The 18,172-nt window shown below is 59.7% G+C and carries 17 protein-coding genes and 2 pseudogenes; 4 read left to right on the plus strand and 15 right to left on the minus strand.

Annotated elements, in window-relative coordinates:
- Positions 1-15: 15 nt before the first annotated feature.
- From LRS56_22045 to rplM, 8 genes and pseudogenes are all read right to left on the minus strand, one after another.
- Positions 16-765, minus strand: coding sequence for a FadR/GntR family transcriptional regulator (locus tag LRS56_22045; protein WDU61482.1), 750 nt, complete (start codon positions 763-765; stop codon positions 16-18).
- A 157-nt stretch (positions 766-922) separates the two neighbouring features.
- Positions 923-1,342: a ClpXP protease specificity-enhancing factor gene (locus LRS56_22050; GenBank protein ID WDU61483.1), complete on the minus strand. Its 420-nt coding sequence runs from the start codon at positions 1,340-1,342 to the stop codon at positions 923-925.
- A gap of 17 nt (positions 1,343-1,359) precedes the next feature.
- Positions 1,360-1,977 (minus strand): glutathione S-transferase N-terminal domain-containing protein, encoded by a 618-nt coding sequence (locus LRS56_22055; GenBank protein ID WDU61484.1) that lies wholly within the window; start codon positions 1,975-1,977, stop codon positions 1,360-1,362.
- Between the two features lie 149 nt (positions 1,978-2,126).
- A complete protein-coding gene (locus LRS56_22060; protein WDU61485.1) occupies positions 2,127-2,909 on the minus strand; it encodes a cytochrome c1 in 783 nt (260 codons plus the stop codon).
- Complete coding sequence (locus LRS56_22065) at positions 2,909-4,120, minus strand: cytochrome bc complex cytochrome b subunit (GenBank protein ID WDU61486.1); 1,212 nt, start codon at positions 4,118-4,120, stop codon at positions 2,909-2,911. Before LRS56_22065 ends, LRS56_22060 begins: the two co-directional genes overlap by 1 nt.
- Positions 4,121-4,127: 7 nt before the next feature.
- Positions 4,128-4,715: pseudogene (gene petA, locus LRS56_22070) on the minus strand (ubiquinol-cytochrome c reductase iron-sulfur subunit).
- 266 nt (positions 4,716-4,981) lie between these two features.
- Positions 4,982-5,374 carry a 30S ribosomal protein S9 gene (gene rpsI, locus LRS56_22075; protein ID WDU61487.1) on the minus strand — a complete coding sequence of 131 codons (393 nt, stop codon included), beginning with the start codon at positions 5,372-5,374 and terminating at the stop codon, positions 4,982-4,984.
- A gap of 14 nt (positions 5,375-5,388) precedes the next feature.
- The gene (rplM, locus tag LRS56_22080) at positions 5,389-5,817 is read right to left on the minus strand and encodes a 50S ribosomal protein L13 (GenBank protein WDU61488.1); all 429 of its coding nucleotides are present in this window, start codon (positions 5,815-5,817) and stop codon (positions 5,389-5,391) included.
- 248 nt (positions 5,818-6,065) lie between these two features.
- On the opposite strand from rplM, the gene LRS56_22085 reads away from it, so the two are divergent.
- Positions 6,066-7,106, plus strand: coding sequence for an NADP(H)-dependent aldo-keto reductase (locus LRS56_22085; GenBank protein WDU61489.1), 1,041 nt, complete (start codon positions 6,066-6,068; stop codon positions 7,104-7,106).
- Between the two features lie 113 nt (positions 7,107-7,219).
- On the opposite strand, the gene LRS56_22090 is transcribed toward LRS56_22085, so the two are convergent.
- Positions 7,220-8,356: an acyl-CoA dehydrogenase family protein gene (locus LRS56_22090; protein WDU61490.1), complete on the minus strand. Its 1,137-nt coding sequence runs from the start codon at positions 8,354-8,356 to the stop codon at positions 7,220-7,222.
- Between the two features lie 244 nt (positions 8,357-8,600).
- Here LRS56_22090 and LRS56_22095 point away from each other — a divergent pair, with 244 nt between their 5' ends.
- The gene (locus LRS56_22095) at positions 8,601-9,497 is read left to right on the plus strand and encodes a GlxA family transcriptional regulator (GenBank protein ID WDU65796.1); all 897 of its coding nucleotides are present in this window, start codon (positions 8,601-8,603) and stop codon (positions 9,495-9,497) included.
- A gap of 128 nt (positions 9,498-9,625) precedes the next feature.
- Here LRS56_22095 and zapE read toward each other — a convergent pair whose 3' ends face one another.
- From zapE to LRS56_22110, 3 genes are all read right to left on the minus strand, one after another.
- Positions 9,626-10,720, minus strand: a complete 1,095-nt coding sequence (gene zapE, locus LRS56_22100; GenBank protein WDU61491.1) for a cell division protein ZapE — start codon at positions 10,718-10,720, stop codon at positions 9,626-9,628.
- A gap of 79 nt (positions 10,721-10,799) precedes the next feature.
- Positions 10,800-12,155 (minus strand): tryptophan--tRNA ligase, encoded by a 1,356-nt coding sequence (locus LRS56_22105; GenBank protein WDU61492.1) that lies wholly within the window; start codon positions 12,153-12,155, stop codon positions 10,800-10,802.
- Between the two features lie 24 nt (positions 12,156-12,179).
- Positions 12,180-12,809 carry an alpha/beta hydrolase gene (locus LRS56_22110; protein ID WDU61493.1) on the minus strand — a complete coding sequence of 210 codons (630 nt, stop codon included), beginning with the start codon at positions 12,807-12,809 and terminating at the stop codon, positions 12,180-12,182.
- Between the two features lie 147 nt (positions 12,810-12,956).
- On the opposite strand from LRS56_22110, the gene LRS56_22115 reads away from it, so the two are divergent.
- Positions 12,957-13,394: a DUF1043 family protein gene (locus LRS56_22115; GenBank protein WDU61494.1), complete on the plus strand. Its 438-nt coding sequence runs from the start codon at positions 12,957-12,959 to the stop codon at positions 13,392-13,394.
- Between the two features lie 196 nt (positions 13,395-13,590).
- Here the strand turns inward: LRS56_22115 and LRS56_22120 are convergent, their stop codons facing one another.
- The 3 genes and pseudogenes from LRS56_22120 to LRS56_22130 all read right to left on the minus strand — a co-directional run bounded on the left by LRS56_22120 (position 13,591) and on the right by LRS56_22130 (position 17,230).
- Complete coding sequence (locus tag LRS56_22120) at positions 13,591-15,315, minus strand: ABC transporter ATP-binding protein/permease (protein ID WDU61495.1); 1,725 nt, start codon at positions 15,313-15,315, stop codon at positions 13,591-13,593.
- A 100-nt stretch (positions 15,316-15,415) separates the two neighbouring features.
- Positions 15,416-15,976 (minus strand): response regulator transcription factor, encoded by a 561-nt coding sequence (locus LRS56_22125; protein ID WDU61496.1) that lies wholly within the window; start codon positions 15,974-15,976, stop codon positions 15,416-15,418.
- Positions 15,969-17,230, minus strand: a pseudogene (locus LRS56_22130) (ATP-binding protein). Before LRS56_22130 ends, LRS56_22125 begins: the two are co-directional and overlap by 8 nt.
- Positions 17,231-17,435: 205 nt before the next feature.
- On the opposite strand from LRS56_22130, the gene LRS56_22135 reads away from it, so the two are divergent.
- Positions 17,436-18,149 (plus strand): SIMPL domain-containing protein, encoded by a 714-nt coding sequence (locus LRS56_22135; protein WDU61497.1) that lies wholly within the window; start codon positions 17,436-17,438, stop codon positions 18,147-18,149.
- Positions 18,150-18,172: the final 23 nt, after the last annotated feature.

An 18,172-nucleotide genomic window follows, 5' to 3' on the forward strand; every position in this document is an offset into this window, starting at 1 on the left:
TGTTTTATTTCACGATTAGTTGCGCTGCGCCTCTGCCTCTTCATGAGCATGGCGCAGCCGCTCACGGCTGTTGGTCAAATGCAGGCGCATGGCCGCTCGCGCCGCGTCCGAATCCTTGCGGGCAATCGCCTCATAAATCTCTTCGTGTTCGCGGCTCAGGCGATCCATGTAGTGCTGGTGGTCGTCATGGGCCAGACGTGCCGAATTCAGGCGGGTACGCGGGATGATGCTGGTACCCAGGTGGGTCATGATGTCGGTGAAGTAGCGGTTGCCAGTGGACAGCGCGATTTCCAGGTGGAAGGCGAAGTCCGAAGCGACTGCGTCGCCGGCGTGCGCCGCACTTTCATTCAGGGCGTCGAGCGCTGCACGCATGGCCGCCAGCTGCTCATCGCTGCGGCGTAACGCGGCAAGGCCGGCCGACTCCACTTCCAGGCTGATACGCAACTCGAGAATCGCCAGCACATCACGCAAGGTCACGACCGTGGCCGGGTCAATCCGGAAACCACTGGGGCTTGGCGTATCCAAAACAAACGTGCCGATGCCGTGACGGGTTTCAACCTGCCCTGCCGCCTGCAGACGTGAAATAGCCTCTCGCACCACCGTGCGGCTGACCCCATGGGCATCCATGATTGCCGACTCGGTGGGCAACTTGTCACCCCGCTTGAGTTGGCCGTCGCGGATCTGCTCGGACAACACCGTGACCAATTCCTGGGCAAGGCTGCGGCGCTTGCGGGGAAGACGAGGGGCGGTGCTGGCGTTTTCCATGTGAAATCATCTATCTCGGTGGACTAAAACACCATCATAGCCCATGGCGGTTGTACGATCACCGTTCTATCACGACTTTCACTTATATCCTGCGCGCAAAAAAATGCCCCGACACAGGTCGAGGCATTTTCCCGGCTCACCCGAAGGTGAAGGCTGGTTACTTCACCACTTTCAGGCTCGGCCGGCCGCTAGGGCGCGGTGGCTCTGCGTCGGGTGGCGGCACATCATCGCCGTCCTGGTTTTCGATCGTTTCGTCCTCCTCGAAAGGCGACTCCAGATCAAACACCATGCCTTGGCCGTTTTCACGGGCATAGATCCCGAGAATGGCGCCGATCGGCACGAACAGCGTATGCGGCACGCCGCCAAAACGCCCTTCGAAGCTCACGGCTTCGTTGTCCATGTGCAAGTGGCGCACGGCACTGGGTGATACGTTCAACACAATCTGCCCGTCACTGGCAAAACCCTGCGGTACCTGAACCGCAGGAAATTCGGAATTGACCAGCATGTGCGGGGTGCAATCGTTGTCCACAATCCACTCATAGAGCGCGCGGACCAGGTAGGGTCGACTGGAGTTCATCAGCGGCTCCTTAAGCCTTAGCGCATATCGCGTTCGACACCAGACAGACTCGCCTGGAAAGCCTCACGCGCAAACTGGCGCTCCATGTAATCAAGCAGCGGCTTGGCTGGCCGCGGCAGTTCAATACCGAGAATCGGCAAACGCCAGAGTATCGGTAATAGGCAGCAATCCACCAAGCTTTGTTCCTCGCTGAGGAAAAAAGGTTTGTCGGCGAACAGCGGCGAAACACCGGTCAGGCTCTCACGCAATTCCTTGCGAGCCTGCACCCGAGCCGCTTCTTTACTACGCGAATCCAGAATCACATCCACCAACCCGCACCAGTCACGCTGGATCCGATGGATCAGCAGGCGGCTGTTGGCACGCGCCACCGGATACACCGGCAGCAAAGGCGGATGAGGGTAACGCTCATCCAGGTATTCCATCACCACGGTTGACTCCCACAACGCCAGGTCACGATCGACCAGGGTGGGCAAGCTGCCGTAAGGGTTCACTTCGATCAGTTTCGGCGGATGACGACCTGCCTCCACACTGATGATCTCGGCGCTGACACCCTTCTCTGCGAGCACGATGCGTACTCGGTGGGAATAGTGGTCGGCGGGGTCGGAGTAACAGGCCAACCGATTGGTCACGCCCATGGCGGTCCTCCTCGCTTGTTGAAATTATCGAAAGCTCAAAAACGAGCGCGCCCAGAGAGCATCCCTGTAGTGCCTGGTTCAACCAGACCGCTACGTATTCAGAGATGCCGCTGGGCGCGCAAGATTAACAGCAATTGCTTACGGTTGGATCAATGCACATCCTTCCAGTATTCGCGTTTGAGCAGATAGGCGAATACAAAGAAGAAGGCCAGGTACAGCAACACATAGGTACCGATGCGCTGATGTTGCAATTTGACCGGGTTGGCCGAGTAGGCCAGGAAGGTCACCAGATTCTTGACCTTCTCGTCGAACTGCTCTTCGTTCAGCGTACCGGTCTTGGGCACGATGGTCAGTTGATCGCACGCTTCATGCGTCAGCGGCGTGCCGGTCAACGGATCATATTGCTTCTTGCCGTCTTCAACGACCTGAACCTGCTTGCATCCTACCACTTGACGACCCTGCAGGCCGACCAGAACGTTAGGCATACCGACGTTCGGGAAGACTTTGTTGTTCACGCCATACGGACGCGCCGGGTCTTCGTAGAAGGATTTGAGGTAACCGTAGAGCCAATCGGTGCCGCGAACACGTGCCACCAGGGTCAAGTCGGGCGGCGCAGCGCCGAACCAGGTCTTGGCGTCGGCAGGTTGCATGCCGATGCTCATGTGGTCGCCGATCTTCGCGCCGGTGAACACCGAGTGGCTGAGCATCACGTCATGCGGGATGCCCAGGTCATCGGCGACACGCTCGTAGCGCTGGAACTTGGCGCTGTGGCAGCCCATGCAGTAGTTGGTGAACGTCCGCAGCCCGTCCTGCATGGCGGCCTTGTCGGACACGTCGATATCGACTTTTTCCAGCTCCGGGCCGCCGTGCTCGGCGGCGAAGGACAGTAGCGGCAGCGCCGCAAGCATCAAAGCAACAAATAACTTTTTCATCAGCCAGTCACCCTTTCCGGAACCGGTTTGGTCTTCTCGAGCCGGGTGTAGAACGGCATCAGAATGAAGTAGGCGAAGTACAGGAAGGTGCAGACCTGCGACAGCAACGTACGCTCAGGGGTCGGCGCCAATACGCCCAGCACACCCAGGATCACGAACGAAATGCAGAACACCCACAGCCAGATTTTGCTCAGCCAGCCCTTGTAGCGCATGGATTTGACCGGACTGCGGTCGAGCCAGGGCAACACGAACAGCACCGCGATGGCCGCCCCCATGGCGATCACGCCCATGAGTTTGTCGGGGATCGCCCGCAGGATTGCGTAGAACGGCGTGAAGTACCACACCGGGGCAATGTGCTCAGGGGTCTTGAAGGCGTTAGCCTGTTCGAAGTTAGGTTTCTCCAGGAAATAACCGCCCATCTCCGGGAAAAAGAACACGATCGAGCAGAACACGAACAGGAACACCACCACACCGACAATGTCTTTCACGGTGTAGTACGGGTGGAACGGAATGCCATCCAGCGGGATGCCGTTCTCGTCCTTGTGCTTCTTGATGTCCACGCCATCCGGGTTGTTGGAGCCCACTTCGTGCAGCGCCAGGATGTGCAGCACCACCAGGCCCAGGATCACGATCGGCAAGGCCACCACGTGCAAGGCGAAGAAGCGGTTCAGGGTGATGCCGGAGATCAGGTAGTCCCCGCGGATCCACTGGGTCAGGTCGTTGCCGATCACCGGGATTGCACCGAACAGCGAGATGATCACCTGGGCGCCCCAGTACGACATCTGGCCCCACGGCAGCAGGTAGCCCATGAAGGCTTCAGCCATCAGCGCCAGGTAGATCAACATGCCGAAGACCCACACCAGCTCACGGGGCTTCTGGTACGAACCGTAGAGCAAGCCACGGAACATGTGCATGTAGACCACGATGAAGAACGCCGAAGCACCGGTGGAGTGCAGCAGGCGCAGGATCGAGCCGTACTCGACGTCACGCATGATGTACTCGACGGAGGCAAACGCCTCTTCCGCCGACGGGGTGTAGCTCATCGTCAGCCACACACCGGTGACGATCTGGTTGACCAGCACCAGCAGAGCCAGGGAGCCAAAGAAGTAGAAGAAGTTGAAGTTTTTTGGCGCGTAATATTTGCTGAGATGGTCTTCCCACATTTTGGTGGCGGGGAAGCGTGCATCCACCCAATCCATGAACTTGCTCATCAGGCTTTCTCCCCTGGTCGACACCAATGATCACGATACTGTCAGTCTCGTATTGATGCGGCGGAACCGGCAGGTTCAAGGGTGCGGGCTGAGACTTGTAGACGCGGCCGGCCAGGTCGTAGTGCGAACCGTGGCAAGGGCAGAAATAGCCACCGACCCAGTCCTTGCCAAGGTCGGCAGGAGCAACTTCCGGGCGGAAGGTAGGCGAGCAGCCCAAGTGGGTGCAGATACCGATCAGCAGCAGAATCTCTGGCTTGATCGAGCGAATTTCCTTATCAACGTAGGCAGGCTGGTCGGAATTCTTCGAGTCGGGGTCAGACAGTTGACCTTCGATTTTCTTCAGATTCCCCAGGATTTCCTCGGTACGACGAACAATGAAAACCGGCTGGCCGCGCCACTCAGCAATCATCTGCTGGCCTGGCTCGATTTTGCTGATATTCACCTTCACCGGTGCACCTGCGGCTTTCGCCTTGGCACTGGGAAACCATGACCCCACGAACGGGACCGCAGCCCCCACCGCTCCTGCAGCACCCACCACGGATGTGGCTGCTACCAAGAAGCGACGCCGGCCTGCATTCACGCCGTCATTGCTCATTCAGTCCTCTCCCATCAGCTTTTTGGCCTGTTAAATCAGGCGTCTACTAAGTGTTGAATCTTTTACTTATAAAAATTTTGTCGGATGGTAATGAAAAGCCCCACGTATGACAAGGGAATTGCCCGGACCTGCGCCTCCAGGCCTTGTAGTATAGGGGGTCTACGGATGTGGCAAGTTGTCACGGCGTTTTTTTGCATAAATCGCAGGCAATAAAAAACGCCCAGCTCCGTGAGGAGGCTGGGCGTTTTTGTGGAACGTAAAGCGAATTAACGCTTCGAGTACTGCGGACGCTTACGCGCTTTACGCAGACCGACTTTCTTACGTTCAACTTCACGGGCATCGCGAGTCACGAAGCCAGCTTTGCGCAGAGCGCCACGCAGGGTTTCGTCGTACTGCATCAGAGCGCGAGTGATACCGTGGCGGATTGCGCCAGCTTGACCACTTACACCGCCACCGATAACGGTGACGTAGATGTCGAACTTTTCAACTGTCTCGGTCAGTTCCAGCGGCTGACGAACTACCATGCGGGCAGTTTCGCGACCGAAGAAGTTATCCAGAGTGCGGTTGTTGATCGAGATGTTACCAGTGCCCGGACGCAGGAAAACGCGTGCGGTTGCGGTTTTGCGACGGCCAGTGCCGTAATTTTGAGTCGCCGACATAATGAACTATTCCGTTAAAACTTCAGTTCTTGGGGCTGCTGAGCAGCATGAGGGTGTACAGCGCCCGCATAGACTTTCAGCTTGCGAAACATATCGCGACCCAGTGGGCCCTTCGGCAGCATGCCTTTGACCGCGATTTCGATCGGGGCTTCAGGCTTCTTGGAAATCAGGCCTTCAAAGTTCGAAGACTTGATACCGCCTGGGAAACCGGAGTGACGGTAGTACATTTTGTCTTGCGCTTTGTTGCCGGTAACACGTACCTGCTCAGCGTTGATGATCACGATGTAGTCACCGGTGTCAACGTGAGGGGTGTACTCAGGCTTGTGCTTGCCACGCAGACGGCTGGCGACTTCAGTGGCCAGACGACCCAGGGTCTGACCAGCGGCGTCGACGACAAACCAGTCGCGCTGAACTGTTTCCGGTTTTGCAGTAAAAGTTGTCATTCTTTAATAGCCTCAGGGGCCGCCCTGTAAATTAGACGGCGGATCTTACTGAATAGTGCGTACTTTGACAAGTCAAAGGCAGCCGGATACAGACGCTATCGGGGGCTCGGGTCGGCGCGTCCGTTCAACGGCAAGATTCTTCGGCAGGCGGCGCATCACTTCCACTGCAGAAAGAGGTGGGCAATTATGCAGATTGCGAAAAAAAATTCAACCTGCTTTTATGATTGTTTTCCCCGAAGGAGTACCCGATGGATTATCGACAGCTGGGCCGCACCGATCTGAACGTAAGCGCGATCGCCTTGGGCACCATGACCTGGGGTGAGCAGAACAGCGAGGCAGAGGCCTTCGCGCAGATCGAACGGGCCAAGGCCGCGGGGATCAACTTCCTCGACACGGCGGAAATGTACCCGGTGCCGCCCAAGGCCGACACCTATGCCACCACCGAGCGTTACATCGGTAATTACTTCAAAAGCCGTGGCGACCGCGCCGACTGGATCCTCGCGAGCAAGATCGCCGGCCCCGGCAACACCATCGACTACATCCGCGACGGTCACCTGCGCCACAACCGCAAGCACATCGTCGACGCCCTGGATGCCAGCCTCAAGCGCCTGCAGACCGACTGGATCGACCTCTACCAGTTGCACTGGCCGGAGCGCAGCACCAACTTCTTCGGCCAACTGAGCTACAAGCACAAGGACGAAGACGACCTCACCCCGCTGGAAGAAACCCTCGAAGCGCTGGACGAACAGGTTAAAGCCGGCAAGATCCGCCACATCGGCCTGTCCAACGAAACCCCGTGGGGCACCATGAAATTTCTCGCCCTGGCCGAAGCGCGTGGCTGGCCCCGTGCAGTATCGATCCAGAACCCCTACAACCTGCTCAACCGCAGCTTTGAAGTGGGCCTGGCGGAAGTCGCCATCCGCGAACAGTGCGGCCTGCTCGCCTACTCGCCCCTGGCGTTCGGCATGCTCAGCGGCAAATACGAAAATGGCGCACGCCCGGCCAAGGCGCGCCTGACCGAGTACAGCCGCTTCAGCCGCTACTTCAACCCGCAGTCGGAAGCGGCGTGCAGCCGTTATGTGGCACTGGCCCGGGAACATGGCCTGGACCCGGCGCAGATGGCATTGGCGTTTGTCACGCAGCAGCCGTTCGTGACCAGCAACATCATTGGCGCCACCAGCCTAGAGCAACTGGACAGCAACATTGCCAGTGCCGACCTGGAGCTGTCCAAAGAGGTGCTGGAAGGGATTGAGGCGATTCAGAAGGATCACCCGAACCCAGCGCCTTGATTGGCAGTTAGACCGCTTTCGCGAGCAAGCCCGCTCCCACATTTGACCGAGTACCGCTCGAATGTGGGAGCGGGCTTGCTCGCGAAGGGGCCATCAGCCCCCCTACAAAACCATCAAAGCGCCCGCGCAATAATCTCCTTCATGATCTCATTGGTCCCCGCATAAATCCGCTGCACCCGCGCATCCGCCCAGGCTCGGGCAATCGGGTATTCCCACATAAAGCCGTAACCGCCGTGCAGCTGCACGCACTCGTCGAGCACCTTGCATTGCAGGTCGGTGGCCCAGTACTTGGCCATCGCCGCCGTGGGCACATCCAGCTTGCCTTCCAGGTGCAACGCCATGCACTTGTCGACGAACACGCGGCCGATCTGAATCTCGGTCGCCATCTCCGCCAGCTTGAACCGGGTGTTCTGGAAGTCGGCAATCGCCTTGCCGAACGCCTTGCGCTCGCGGGTGTAGTCCAGTGTCCACTGCAGCGCCGCTTCGGCGGAGGACAGCGCACCAATCGCCACGGTCAGCCGCTCCTGAGGCAACTCCTGCATCAAATACGCAAAGCCCATGCCCGCCTGGCCCAGCAGGTTTTCCTTGGGCACGCGCACGTCCTGGAAAAACAGCTCGGAGGTGTCCTGCGCCTTCATGCCGACCTTTTCCAGGCGCTTGCCCTTGGCAAAGCCCGGCGTGTCTGCCTCCACCAGAAACAGGCTGGTGCCCTTGGCGCCGGCCTTGGGGTCGGTCTTGGCCACCACAATCACCAACTCGGCGAGAAAACCGTTGGTGATAAAGGTCTTGGAACCGTTGATCACATACTCATCGCCGTCCAGCACGGCGGTTGTCTTGACCCCTTGCAGGTCGGAGCCGGCCCCCGGCTCGGTCATGGCGATGGCCGTGACCATCTCCCCGGAGATCAATTTGGGCAGGTATTTGTGCTTCAGCGCCTCACTGCCGTAATGCAGGAGGTACGGCGCGACAATGTCCGAATGCAGCGAAAACCCGATGCCGGTCAGCCCCAGGCGGCCGATCTCCTCGATCACTACCGCGCTGTAGAGAAAGTCCGCGCCGAGGCCGCCGTACGCCTCCGGCAAATGCGAACACAGCATCCCCGCCTCCCCCGCCTTGCGCCACAGGCCACGGTCGATATACCCCTGTTTCTCCCATTGCCCATGGAACGGCGCGGCGTGTTTTTCGAGGAACGTGCGCACGCTCTCGCGAAAGAGTTCGTGTTCCGGGCTGAACAAGGTTCTGGGGATCATGGGTCACCTGCGTGGATTGTCGGACAAAAACAAGCCCACAGAGCCTATGCCGCGAAGACGTCACGGGACACTGGACACATGCGACAAAAAATAAGACGATCCAGCCGTCTGGTGACCACTTTCCCCTATAAGAATAAATGAAATTATGTCTAACCAAATCTCCACGCCGTTGCGGCGCGTCAGCATTTTGGCCATTGATCGGGTATTCGCTTCAACCCTCATGCAAGCCAAGGATTTTTTCCACCTGGCCAGCCTGCGTTACGGCAAACAGCAAGGCCTGGGCCTGACCCCGGCGTTCGAAACACGCCTGGTCAGCCCCGACGGGCAATCGGTGCGCAGCTTCAGTGATGTGATCATGCCGGTGGATGGCGGCCTCGAAGACGCCGACATCATCGTGCTACCAGCCTTCTGGGATGACTTCGACGCCCTGTGCACGCGCTACCCGCAGGTGCTGCCCTGGCTGCGCGAGCAACACGCACGCGGCGCCGTACTGTGCGGCGAAGCCACCGGGGTGTTCTGGCTGGCCGAAGCCGGCTTGCTCGATGGCAAGGAGGCGACCACCTACTGGCGTTTTTTCACGGCCTTCAGCGAGCGTTTCCCCAAGGTCCAGCTCAACCAGGACAAGCACCTTACCGACGCCGACAACCTGTATTGCGCCGGCGGCACCACTTCGGCGTGCGACCTTTATATCTACCTGATCGAGCGTTTCTGCGGCGCCACTATCGCCCAGGCCGTGGCCCGCGACATTCTCTACGAAGTGCAGCGCAGCTATTCGCCGGGGCGCATTGGGTTTGGCGGGCAGAAGCTGCATCAGGATGTGATCATCCTGCAGATCCAGCACTGGCTCGAAGAGCATTTTGCCGACAAGTTCCGCTTCGAAGACGTCGCCCGGGAACACGGCATGAGCATCCGCAACTTCATGCGCCGCTTCCAGACCGCCACAGGGGACAAGCCGCTGCATTACTTGCAACGGCTGCGCATCGAGACGGCCAAGGGCTTGCTCTCGGGCAGCCGCAAGAGCATCAAGACCATCAGTTATGAGGTGGGTTACGACGATGCGAGTTTCTTCGCACGGCTGTTCAGGCAGCACACCGAGCTGTCGCCGAACCAATACCGCCAGCAGTTCCAGCAGGCCGCATAAGCCAGGTCAAACACTGTAAAAAATGTGGGAGGGGGCTTGCCCCGATGGCAGAGTGTCAGTCACTGTAGATATTGACTGATGCACCGCTATCGGGGCAAGCCCCTCCCACAGTTTGATCTACACCGTTCTTAAGGTTTGTGCCCACGCGACAGGAACTCGTGGGATTGCATCTCCAGCAGACGGCTCAAGGTGCGCTGGAACTCGAAGTTCAAGCGACCGCCGGTGTAGAGGTCCTTGAGTTCGACTTCCGCCGAGATGATCAGCTTCACGTTACGGTCGTAGAATTCGTCGACCATATTGATGAAACGGCGCGCAATGTCGTCGGTAGCGACGCCCATCTGCTCCACACCGCTCAAGATCACCGCGTGGAAGATCTTGCCCAGTTCGATGTAGTCGTTCTGGCTGCGCGGGCCGTCGCACAGTTGGCGGAACTCGAACCAGGCCACGTCATCGCAGGTGCGTAGCGCGATGATTTCGCGGTTCTCGATCATCAGCTTGTCGTTTTCCACCGCCTGGGTGCATTCCGGCGTCAGTGCGCGGAAGCTTTTTTTCAGGCTGTCGTGCGCCGCGTCGTTCAACGGGAAGTGGAACAACTCCGCTTGCTCAAGATGGCGCAGGCGGTAGTCGACGCCGCTGTCGACGTTGACGATCTCGGTGTTCTGCTTGATCAGCGCAATGGCCGGCAGGAAGCGCGCACGCTGCAGGCCGTCCTTGTACAAGCCGTCCGGCACGATGTTCGAGGTGGCGACCAGGGTCACGCCATTCTTGAACAGCTCTTCCATCAGGGTGCCGAGGATCATGGCGTCGGTGATGTCGGAGACGAAAAACTCATCGAAGCAAATCACCCGCGCTTCTTCGGAGAAACGCTTGGCGATGATGGTCAGCGGGTTTTTCTCGCCCGGCAGGGTCTTCATCTCTTCGTGCACACGCTTCATGAAGCGGTGGAAGTGGGTGCGGACCTTTTCCTTGAACGGCAGCGCCTCAAAGAAGGTGTCGACCAGGTAAGTCTTGCCGCGGCCGACGCCGCCCCAGAAATACAGGCCCTTGACCGGCGTGTGGTCTTTCTTGCCAAACAGCTTGCTGAACATCCCTGGCTTGCTTTGCGAGGCCGCGACCAGGTCTTCGTACAGGCGTTGCAAATGACGCACCGCATTTTCCTGGGCCGCGTCATGGAAGAATTCAGGGCGTTTCAGATCAGCTTGATATCGTTCTAGGGGCGTCATAATTTCGTTAGCAAGGCAACAAAAACGGGCCGTCACTGTAACGACGGCCCTGGATAATGGCAATCAACCCTTGGTCGGGTTAATCCTCGATTGGAGCCAACGCAACGCGAAGGGCTTCGATAGCCGAATCACGCAACGCTTCGTCGGCGAACTCGGCGCTGTCGGCCACCGCAGCGCCGTCCAGCCATACGCTGAAGCTCAGGGCCTCAGGGCGCACGTCCAGCGCGTCAGCGCTTTGCAGTTGCTTGGTCACCGCGCCGGCTGCTTTGCCGTCGGCGAAGTTGCGCGACAGCAGCAGTTGCTCACCATCGGCCGCCAGCAGGCGGAAACGGAAGCTGCCGTCGTCTTCGCGAAAGCTCACAAAACGTGCGGCTTTGGCGGCTTTCTTCTTGGTGGCTACCGGCGCTGCCGCCTGGCTGACGAACGAACGCAGGCCAACCGCCTCGCGCAGCTCAGCCAGGAACGGCGCCGCTACAGCACGGGCTTTCTTGGCGCCGACCAACAGCAAGTCTTCCATGTCCGACGGGCGCGACATCAGTGTGTGATAGCGTTCACGGGCTTCACCCAACTGGCCGTCGAGCAGCTTGAACAAGCGATTCTTTGCCTCGCCCCAGCCCAAACCTTGCTGCAATTCGGTGCGGAATTCTTGTTCCTGGGCCTTGCTGGCAAACGCCTGGTACAGGGTGAACAGGTGGGAGTTGTCCGGGTCCTTGGCTTCGCCGGGGGCGCGGGAGTCGGTGACGATCCGCGAGATGGCGTCCTTCATGTCCTTGGCGCTGGTGAACAACGGGATGGTGTTGTCGTAGCTTTTCGACATCTTGCGCCCGTCCAGGCCCGGCAAGGTAGCGACGCTTTCTTCAATCAGCGCCTCGGGCATGGTGAAGAATTCTTTACCCTTGCCGAACAGGTGGTTGAAGCGCTGGCCGATGTCGCGGGCCATTTCAACGTGCTGGATCTGGTCGCGGCCGACCGGCACCTTGTGCGCGTTGAACATCAGGATGTCCGCCGCCATCAGCACCGGGTAGCTGTACAGGCCCATCGTGATGCCCGCGTCCGGGTCTTCGCCGGCTTCGACGTTCTTGTCCACCGAGGCCTTGTAGGCGTGGGCGCGGTTGAGCAAGCCCTTGGCGGCCACGCAGGTCAGCAGCCAGGTCAGCTCGGGGATCTCCGGGATGTCGGACTGGCGGTAGAAAGTCACCCGGTTTACATCCAGGCCACCGGCCAGCCAGGTCGCGGCGATTTCCATACGCGAGCGCTGAATGCGCTGCGGGTCATCACATTTGATCAGGGCGTGGTAGTCGGCCAGGAAGTAGAAAGAGTCGGCATTGGCGTCCTGGCTGGCAAGGATCGCCGGGCGGATCGCACCGGCGTAGTTGCCCAGGTGCGGCGTGCCGGTGGTGGTGATGCCGGTGAGGATACGGGTACGAGTCGTCATGGGTAATCGCTTATCAGACTGCTATCAATTCGAGAGGCGCGGCAGCACCAGATCCTTGAGATCGGTCAGCTTGCCATGAAAAAAGTGTCCGCATTCTGCCACTTTCAGCAGCTCATGGGGGCGTTTCAGGGCGGCCGACCAGTCGTAGACGAGTTGCGGGTCGACCACTTCGTCGGTTTCCGGCTGGATCAGGGTCAACGGGCAGCCCTGGGGCAGCACGTCGCTGTCACGCAGGCGCATCACTGCAGCGGCGACCATGAACAGGTGCGCGAGCTTTTCACCCTTGGCTTCCAGGCGCCCACCGAGGCTGGCGGCCACATAACCGCCGAAGGAAAAACCGAGCAAGGTGATCGGCAGGTCCGGGTGTTTTTCGCGCAGCCAGGTGGCGGCCGCTTCGGCATCGTCGACTTCACCGGTGGCCATGTCGTGGGTACCGGCACTCGCGCCGACGCCACGATAATTGAAACGCAATGTGATCAAACCGGCATCGCGGGCGGTGCGTTGCAGGGTCGATACGACTTTATTGAGCATGGTCCCACCCTGCACCGGGTTAGGGTGGCAGATCAGCGCCAGGCCACGTGGCTCGGGGTGATCCAGGTACAGGGCTTCCAATTGGCCTACCGGGCCATCGATCAAAACGGGGGTTTCACGCATGAGCAAGGAATGAACTCCGTGACCTCTCAAAGGGTCGACTCGTCTAGCTAAAAGTCTGTGCATGGCATCATTGCGAGCTTAATCGCGGTATACAGCGCAGGTCCGAGCCGTTAACGTAAAGCAAAGCCGTTTATAGAGGAAGGACTCGTGGAACACTCGCTCTTAGTTTGGTTGTTGCCGACTCTTGCCCTGGTTGCCGGTGTCGCCATTGGTTTCCTGGTTGCTCGCTTGCTGCCGAATGCCGCGCCTAACCGCACGCAGCGTCAGTTGGATGACATTCAGGAACGTTTTGACAGTTATCAGAACGAGGTTGTTACCCACTTCAACAGCACCGCGACCCTGGTCAAGAAGCTCACTCAGAGCTACCAGGAAGTACAGGATCACCTCGCCGATGGCGCCAACCGCCTGGCCCTCGACGACATTACCCGTCAGCGCCTGCTGGCCGCGCTGCATTCCGATGCACCGCAAACCCCACGCGAACGCCTGACCCCACCCCGGGAAAACCAGGAGCCACCTAGGGACTACGCGCCAAAAACGCCGAACGCCCCTGGCATGCTGGATGAGCATTACGGCCTGAAGAAGTAAGCCCTCTTCAAGCACTAAAAAAGCCCGGCTGATCGATGATCAGCCGGGCTTTTTTGTGCACGCTCAATCCATCAAACAACACCGATCAACTGTGGGAGCTGGCTTGCCTGCGATAGCGGTGTACGCGTTGATACACCTGCTGCTGACATACCGCCATCGCGGGCAAGCCCGACTCCCACATTGACCGAGTCAGTCCTCAGGACACCGCTTGTTCCTGCAACTGCCCACCCTCGATCCGCACATGCCGCCCATGGAAGCGCTTGAGGCTGCTGCGGTGGCCGACGCTGACGATGCTCAGCCCCGGCAGTTCATCGATCAACGCCTGATACAGCGTCGCCTCGTCTTCTTCATCCATCGCCGACGTGGCTTCGTCCATGTACAGCCATTGCGGCGCGAACAGCAAGGCGCGAGCAAAGGCCAGACGCTGCTGCTCGCCTGGCGAGAGCATGCGCTGCCAGTGGTTGGCTTCATCCAGACGGCCGACCAGATGCGGCAGGCGGCAGGTCTCCAGGACCTGTGCATAACGCGCTGCCGGGTAAGCGCTGTCGTCCTGTGGATAACTCAACACCGCCTTCAACGTGCCAATCGGCAGGTAAGGTTTTTGCGGCAGGAACAGATAACGCTCGGCCGGCAGGCGAATATTGCCGTGACCGTTGGGCCACAGGTTGCCCATGGCCCGCAGCAAGGTCGACTTGCCGCTGCCGGAGCGACCGCTGAGCATCAGGCGCTCGCCTTCGGCCACCGTCAGGTCGGCGCCCTGCAGCAAATGACGGCCGTCTGCCAGGTCCAGGCTCAGGTCCTTGACCTGCAAGTCGCCGCCCTGATGCTGCAGACCGATCCCCATGGTGCGGCCTTCGTTGTCCTGCATGGCCTGGCCGAAACTCAGCAGACGATCACAGGTGGCGCGCCAACTGGCGAGCAGCGTGTAAGCATCGACAAACCAGCTCAGGCTGCCCTGCACACTGCCGAACGCCTGAGCCACCTGCATCAGCACGCCCAGTTCGATTTTGCCGGCAAAATAACGCGGCGCCGCGACCACAAAGGGAAAGATGATCGCGATCTGCGAGTATCCGCTGGTGAAGAAGCTCAGGCGCTTCTTGAGCTGCATGATGCTCCAGAAGTTGCTCCACACCCGCCCGAAACGTGCACTCAATTGCTGATGCTCGTTGGGCTCGCCGTTGAACAGCGCGATGCTTTCCGCGTTCTCGCGCACCCGCACCAGGCTGAAACGCAGGTCGGCCTCAAACCTTTGTTGGCGATTGCTCAAGCCGATCAGTTTGCGACCTATCAAGTGGGTCAACCAGCTGCCGATCACCGCGTAAACCAGCGCGGCCCAGAACATGTAGCCGGGAATCGTGATGCCCCATACCTCGATGCTGCCGGACACGCCCCACAGAATCACCGAGAACGACACCAGGCTCACCAGGTTGCTGATAAAACCCAGCCCCAGGGTAAGGGTGCTGCTGGTGAAGGCGTTGAGGTCTTCGGAGATACGCTGGTCGGGGTTATCGGTGTAACCGCCGTATTCCAGGTGGTAGTAATTCTTGTGGCCGAGCCATTGGGTAAAGTAGGTTTCCGTCAGCCAGCGACGCCAGCGGATAGTGAGCATCTGTTGCAGGTAAGAGGTGAACACACCGGTCACAATCGCCACCACGGCAATCACGCTGAAGTACATCAGCAGATGGGTGAAGGCGTCGTAGTCCTTGTGTTCCAGGGCGTTGTAGAAATCCCGGTTCCAGCTGTTGAACCACACCGATACGGCAACGCTGAACAGCGACAAACCCAGCACCACCAGCAACAGCAGCCAGGCTTTGCCCTTCTCTTCGCTGCGCCAATAAGGCGTGATCAACCCCCACACCCGCCGTAAAAATTGCCCACGCACCGCGTCGTTGACCGCGGAATATTCAGCGTTCTGATTCATCGTTCAGGCTCGGTAGGGAAAGGGAGACAGGCGTTTGAACCGATCATAGACGATCGGTTCAGGGCTCCGTGCGGCCTGAAGCAGGTTGTTCAGACTTCGTTCAGCGACGTACCGGGCGCTTCTGCAACTTGCGCTGCAAGGTGCGGCGGTGCATGCCCAGGGCGCGGGCAGTGGCGGAGATATTGCCTTCGTGCTCGGTCAGCACGCGCTGGATGTGTTCCCACTGCAGGCGGTCCACCGACATCGGGTTTTCCGGCACCAGGGTGTCGAGGTCGGCGTGCTCGGAGAGCAAGGCGGCCAGCACGTCATCAGCGTCCGCCGGTTTGCACAGGTAGTTGCAGGCGCCGCGCTTGATCGCCTCGACGGCGGTGGCGATGCTGGAATAACCGGTGAGGATCACCACGCGCATTTCCGGGTCGAGTTCCAGCAGCTTGGGCAGCAGCACCAGGCCGGAGTCTCCGTCCATTTTCAGGTCGAGCGCGGCGTAGTCCGGCAGGTCGGCCTGGGCGATGGTCAGGCCCTCTTCGGCGGAACCTGCGGTACTCACGCGAAAACCGCGACGGCTCATGGCACGCGCCATCACGCGGGTAAAGGTGGCGTCGTCATCTACCAGCAGCAGGTGCGGCAGTTCTTCGCCTTCGACTTGGATCTCGTCACTCATCGATATCTCCTCGTGCGACACGGGGCAGGCGCAGCTCGGTAAGCGTGCCGCCTTCCTCATGACTATAGAGCTTCACTGAGCCGCCCGCGCGGGTCACGCTGGCCTTGCTCAAAAACAGACCAAGGCCGAAGCCTTTGCCCTTGGTGGTAAAAAAGGTTTGCCGATTTGTTCGGCAATCGCCAGCGGCACACCCGCACCGTGGTCGCGAATGCTGATGGTCACGTGTTCGGCATCCCAGTCCAGCTGCACGCCCAAGCCTTCGGGGCAGGCGTCGGCGGCGTTGTTCAGCAGGTTCAACAGCGCCTGGGTCAGATCCGGCGGCGGCGCCATGCGCGGCACGCTGCCCTGCCCCAACAGATGAAAACGGTAACTGGCTTCGGGCCGCATCAGGTGCCAGCGGTTCAGGGCTCCGTCGAGCCACTGGGTCACGTCCTGCATCTCTACCGCCAGGCGGCGATTGGCTTCGGCGGCGCGCACCAGTTGCTGCAACGTCTGCTTGCACTGCTTGACCTGTTCCTGCAACACGCTGAGGTCGTCTTGCAGGGCCGGGTCGTGATGGTCCTGGGTCATTTCCTTGAGCAGCACGCTCATGGTGGCCAACGGCGTGCCCAACTCATGGGCCGCACCGGCGGCCTGCGTGGCCACGGCCAACAGTTGCTGGTCACGCAGGCCCTCTTCCCGGCGAATGGCGCGCAGCTCTTCCTGGCGGCGCAGTTCTTCGGCCATGCGTGCGGCGAAGAAGGTAATAACGGCGGCGGACAGCGCAAAGCTCAACCACATCCCATAGATCTGCAGGTTTTCGCGGGCAATGGGGAACGTCTGCAATGGATAGAAGCGCGCCAGCAGCAAGGTGTACAGGGTCAGCGCAATGCCCGACAGCACCACCGAGTAGCGCCATGGCAAGGTCACCGCAGCGATGGTCAGGGGCACCAGGTAATAAGAAACAAACGGGTTGGTGGAACCGCCGGAGAAATACAGCAACACACTGTGGATAAACAGGTCGCAGGCCAATTGCAGGGCATATTCCAGCTCGGTCACCGGCCACGTGGTGCGCAACCGGATCGCGGTGAACACACACAGTACAATCGAAAAGCCGAGGGTCACGGCCAACTGCAGCCAAGGCAGCGGCAGCAGGTCGAACCAGTAGGCGAGCCCGACGGAACCGGCTTGTGCGGCCAGTACCAGGGTACGAATAAACGTCAGGCGCCAGAGGTTCTGGCGGGTGGCGGAAGTCAGTTTTACGGCGGCGAGCATGTGCTCTCCCGTTGAGCGCTGCAGGCGGATCGCCGGGAGTATAAACGAAGCAGGCCCACTGACACGGCGTGTGTGGCTCTTTGACGCAGGCCGCGAAAGTGACCGTTCGTCGGCCGCACCACCACGTGTAGCGAATGTGTAAACCCGAAGAACCCGATGCCACCGTCTACAGTCATACCGAACACGAACATCCCAAGGAGCTTCCATGTCTCGTTTCACTCGCAGCGCAGCCGTTCTTACCCTCAGCGCCAGCGCACTGGCCAGCCTGCCGGCCATGGCCGCCGATGAGCTGCATTACAATCAGGTTTCCCTGCGCGCCGAGGCCAGCCAGGAGGTGGCCCGCGACAAGATGATCGTCACCCTCTACACCGAGTCGCAAAATACCGACCCGGCCAAGCTCGCCGCCGAAATCACCACCACCCTGAACACGGCCCTGGGCCAGGCGCGCGAAGTCAAAGGCGTGACCCTGCGCCAGGGCAGCCGTAACAGCTACCCGATCTACGACAACAAGAACCAGAAAATCACTGGGTGGCGTGAGCGCGCCGAACTGCGCCTGGAAAGCGCGGACTTCCCGGCGCTGTCCAAGCTCACCGGCGAACTGCTGAACACCCTGAAAATGGACAGCATGGACTTCGCCATCGCCGACGCCACACGCAAGGCCAGCGAAGATGCGCTGCTCAAAGATGCCGTTGCCGCGTTCAAGGCACGCGCCCAATTGGCCACCGATGCGCTGGGCGGCAAGGGTTACAAGATCGTCAACCTGAACTTCAACACTAATGGTTACCCACAACCGTATGCCCGTGGCGCCATGATGATGAAAGCGGCCATGGCGGATTCGGCACCAACGCCAGAAGTCGAAGCCGGCACCAGCCAGGTCAGCATGAGTGCTGATGGTGTGATTGAAGTACAGATGCCGTAACCCCTACCTGACAAACCTCAACG

Origin of the sequence: Pseudomonas poae, assembly GCA_028869255.1 — a bacterium.
In the GTDB taxonomy this organism is placed as follows: domain Bacteria; phylum Pseudomonadota; class Gammaproteobacteria; order Pseudomonadales; family Pseudomonadaceae; genus Aquipseudomonas; species Aquipseudomonas poae_C.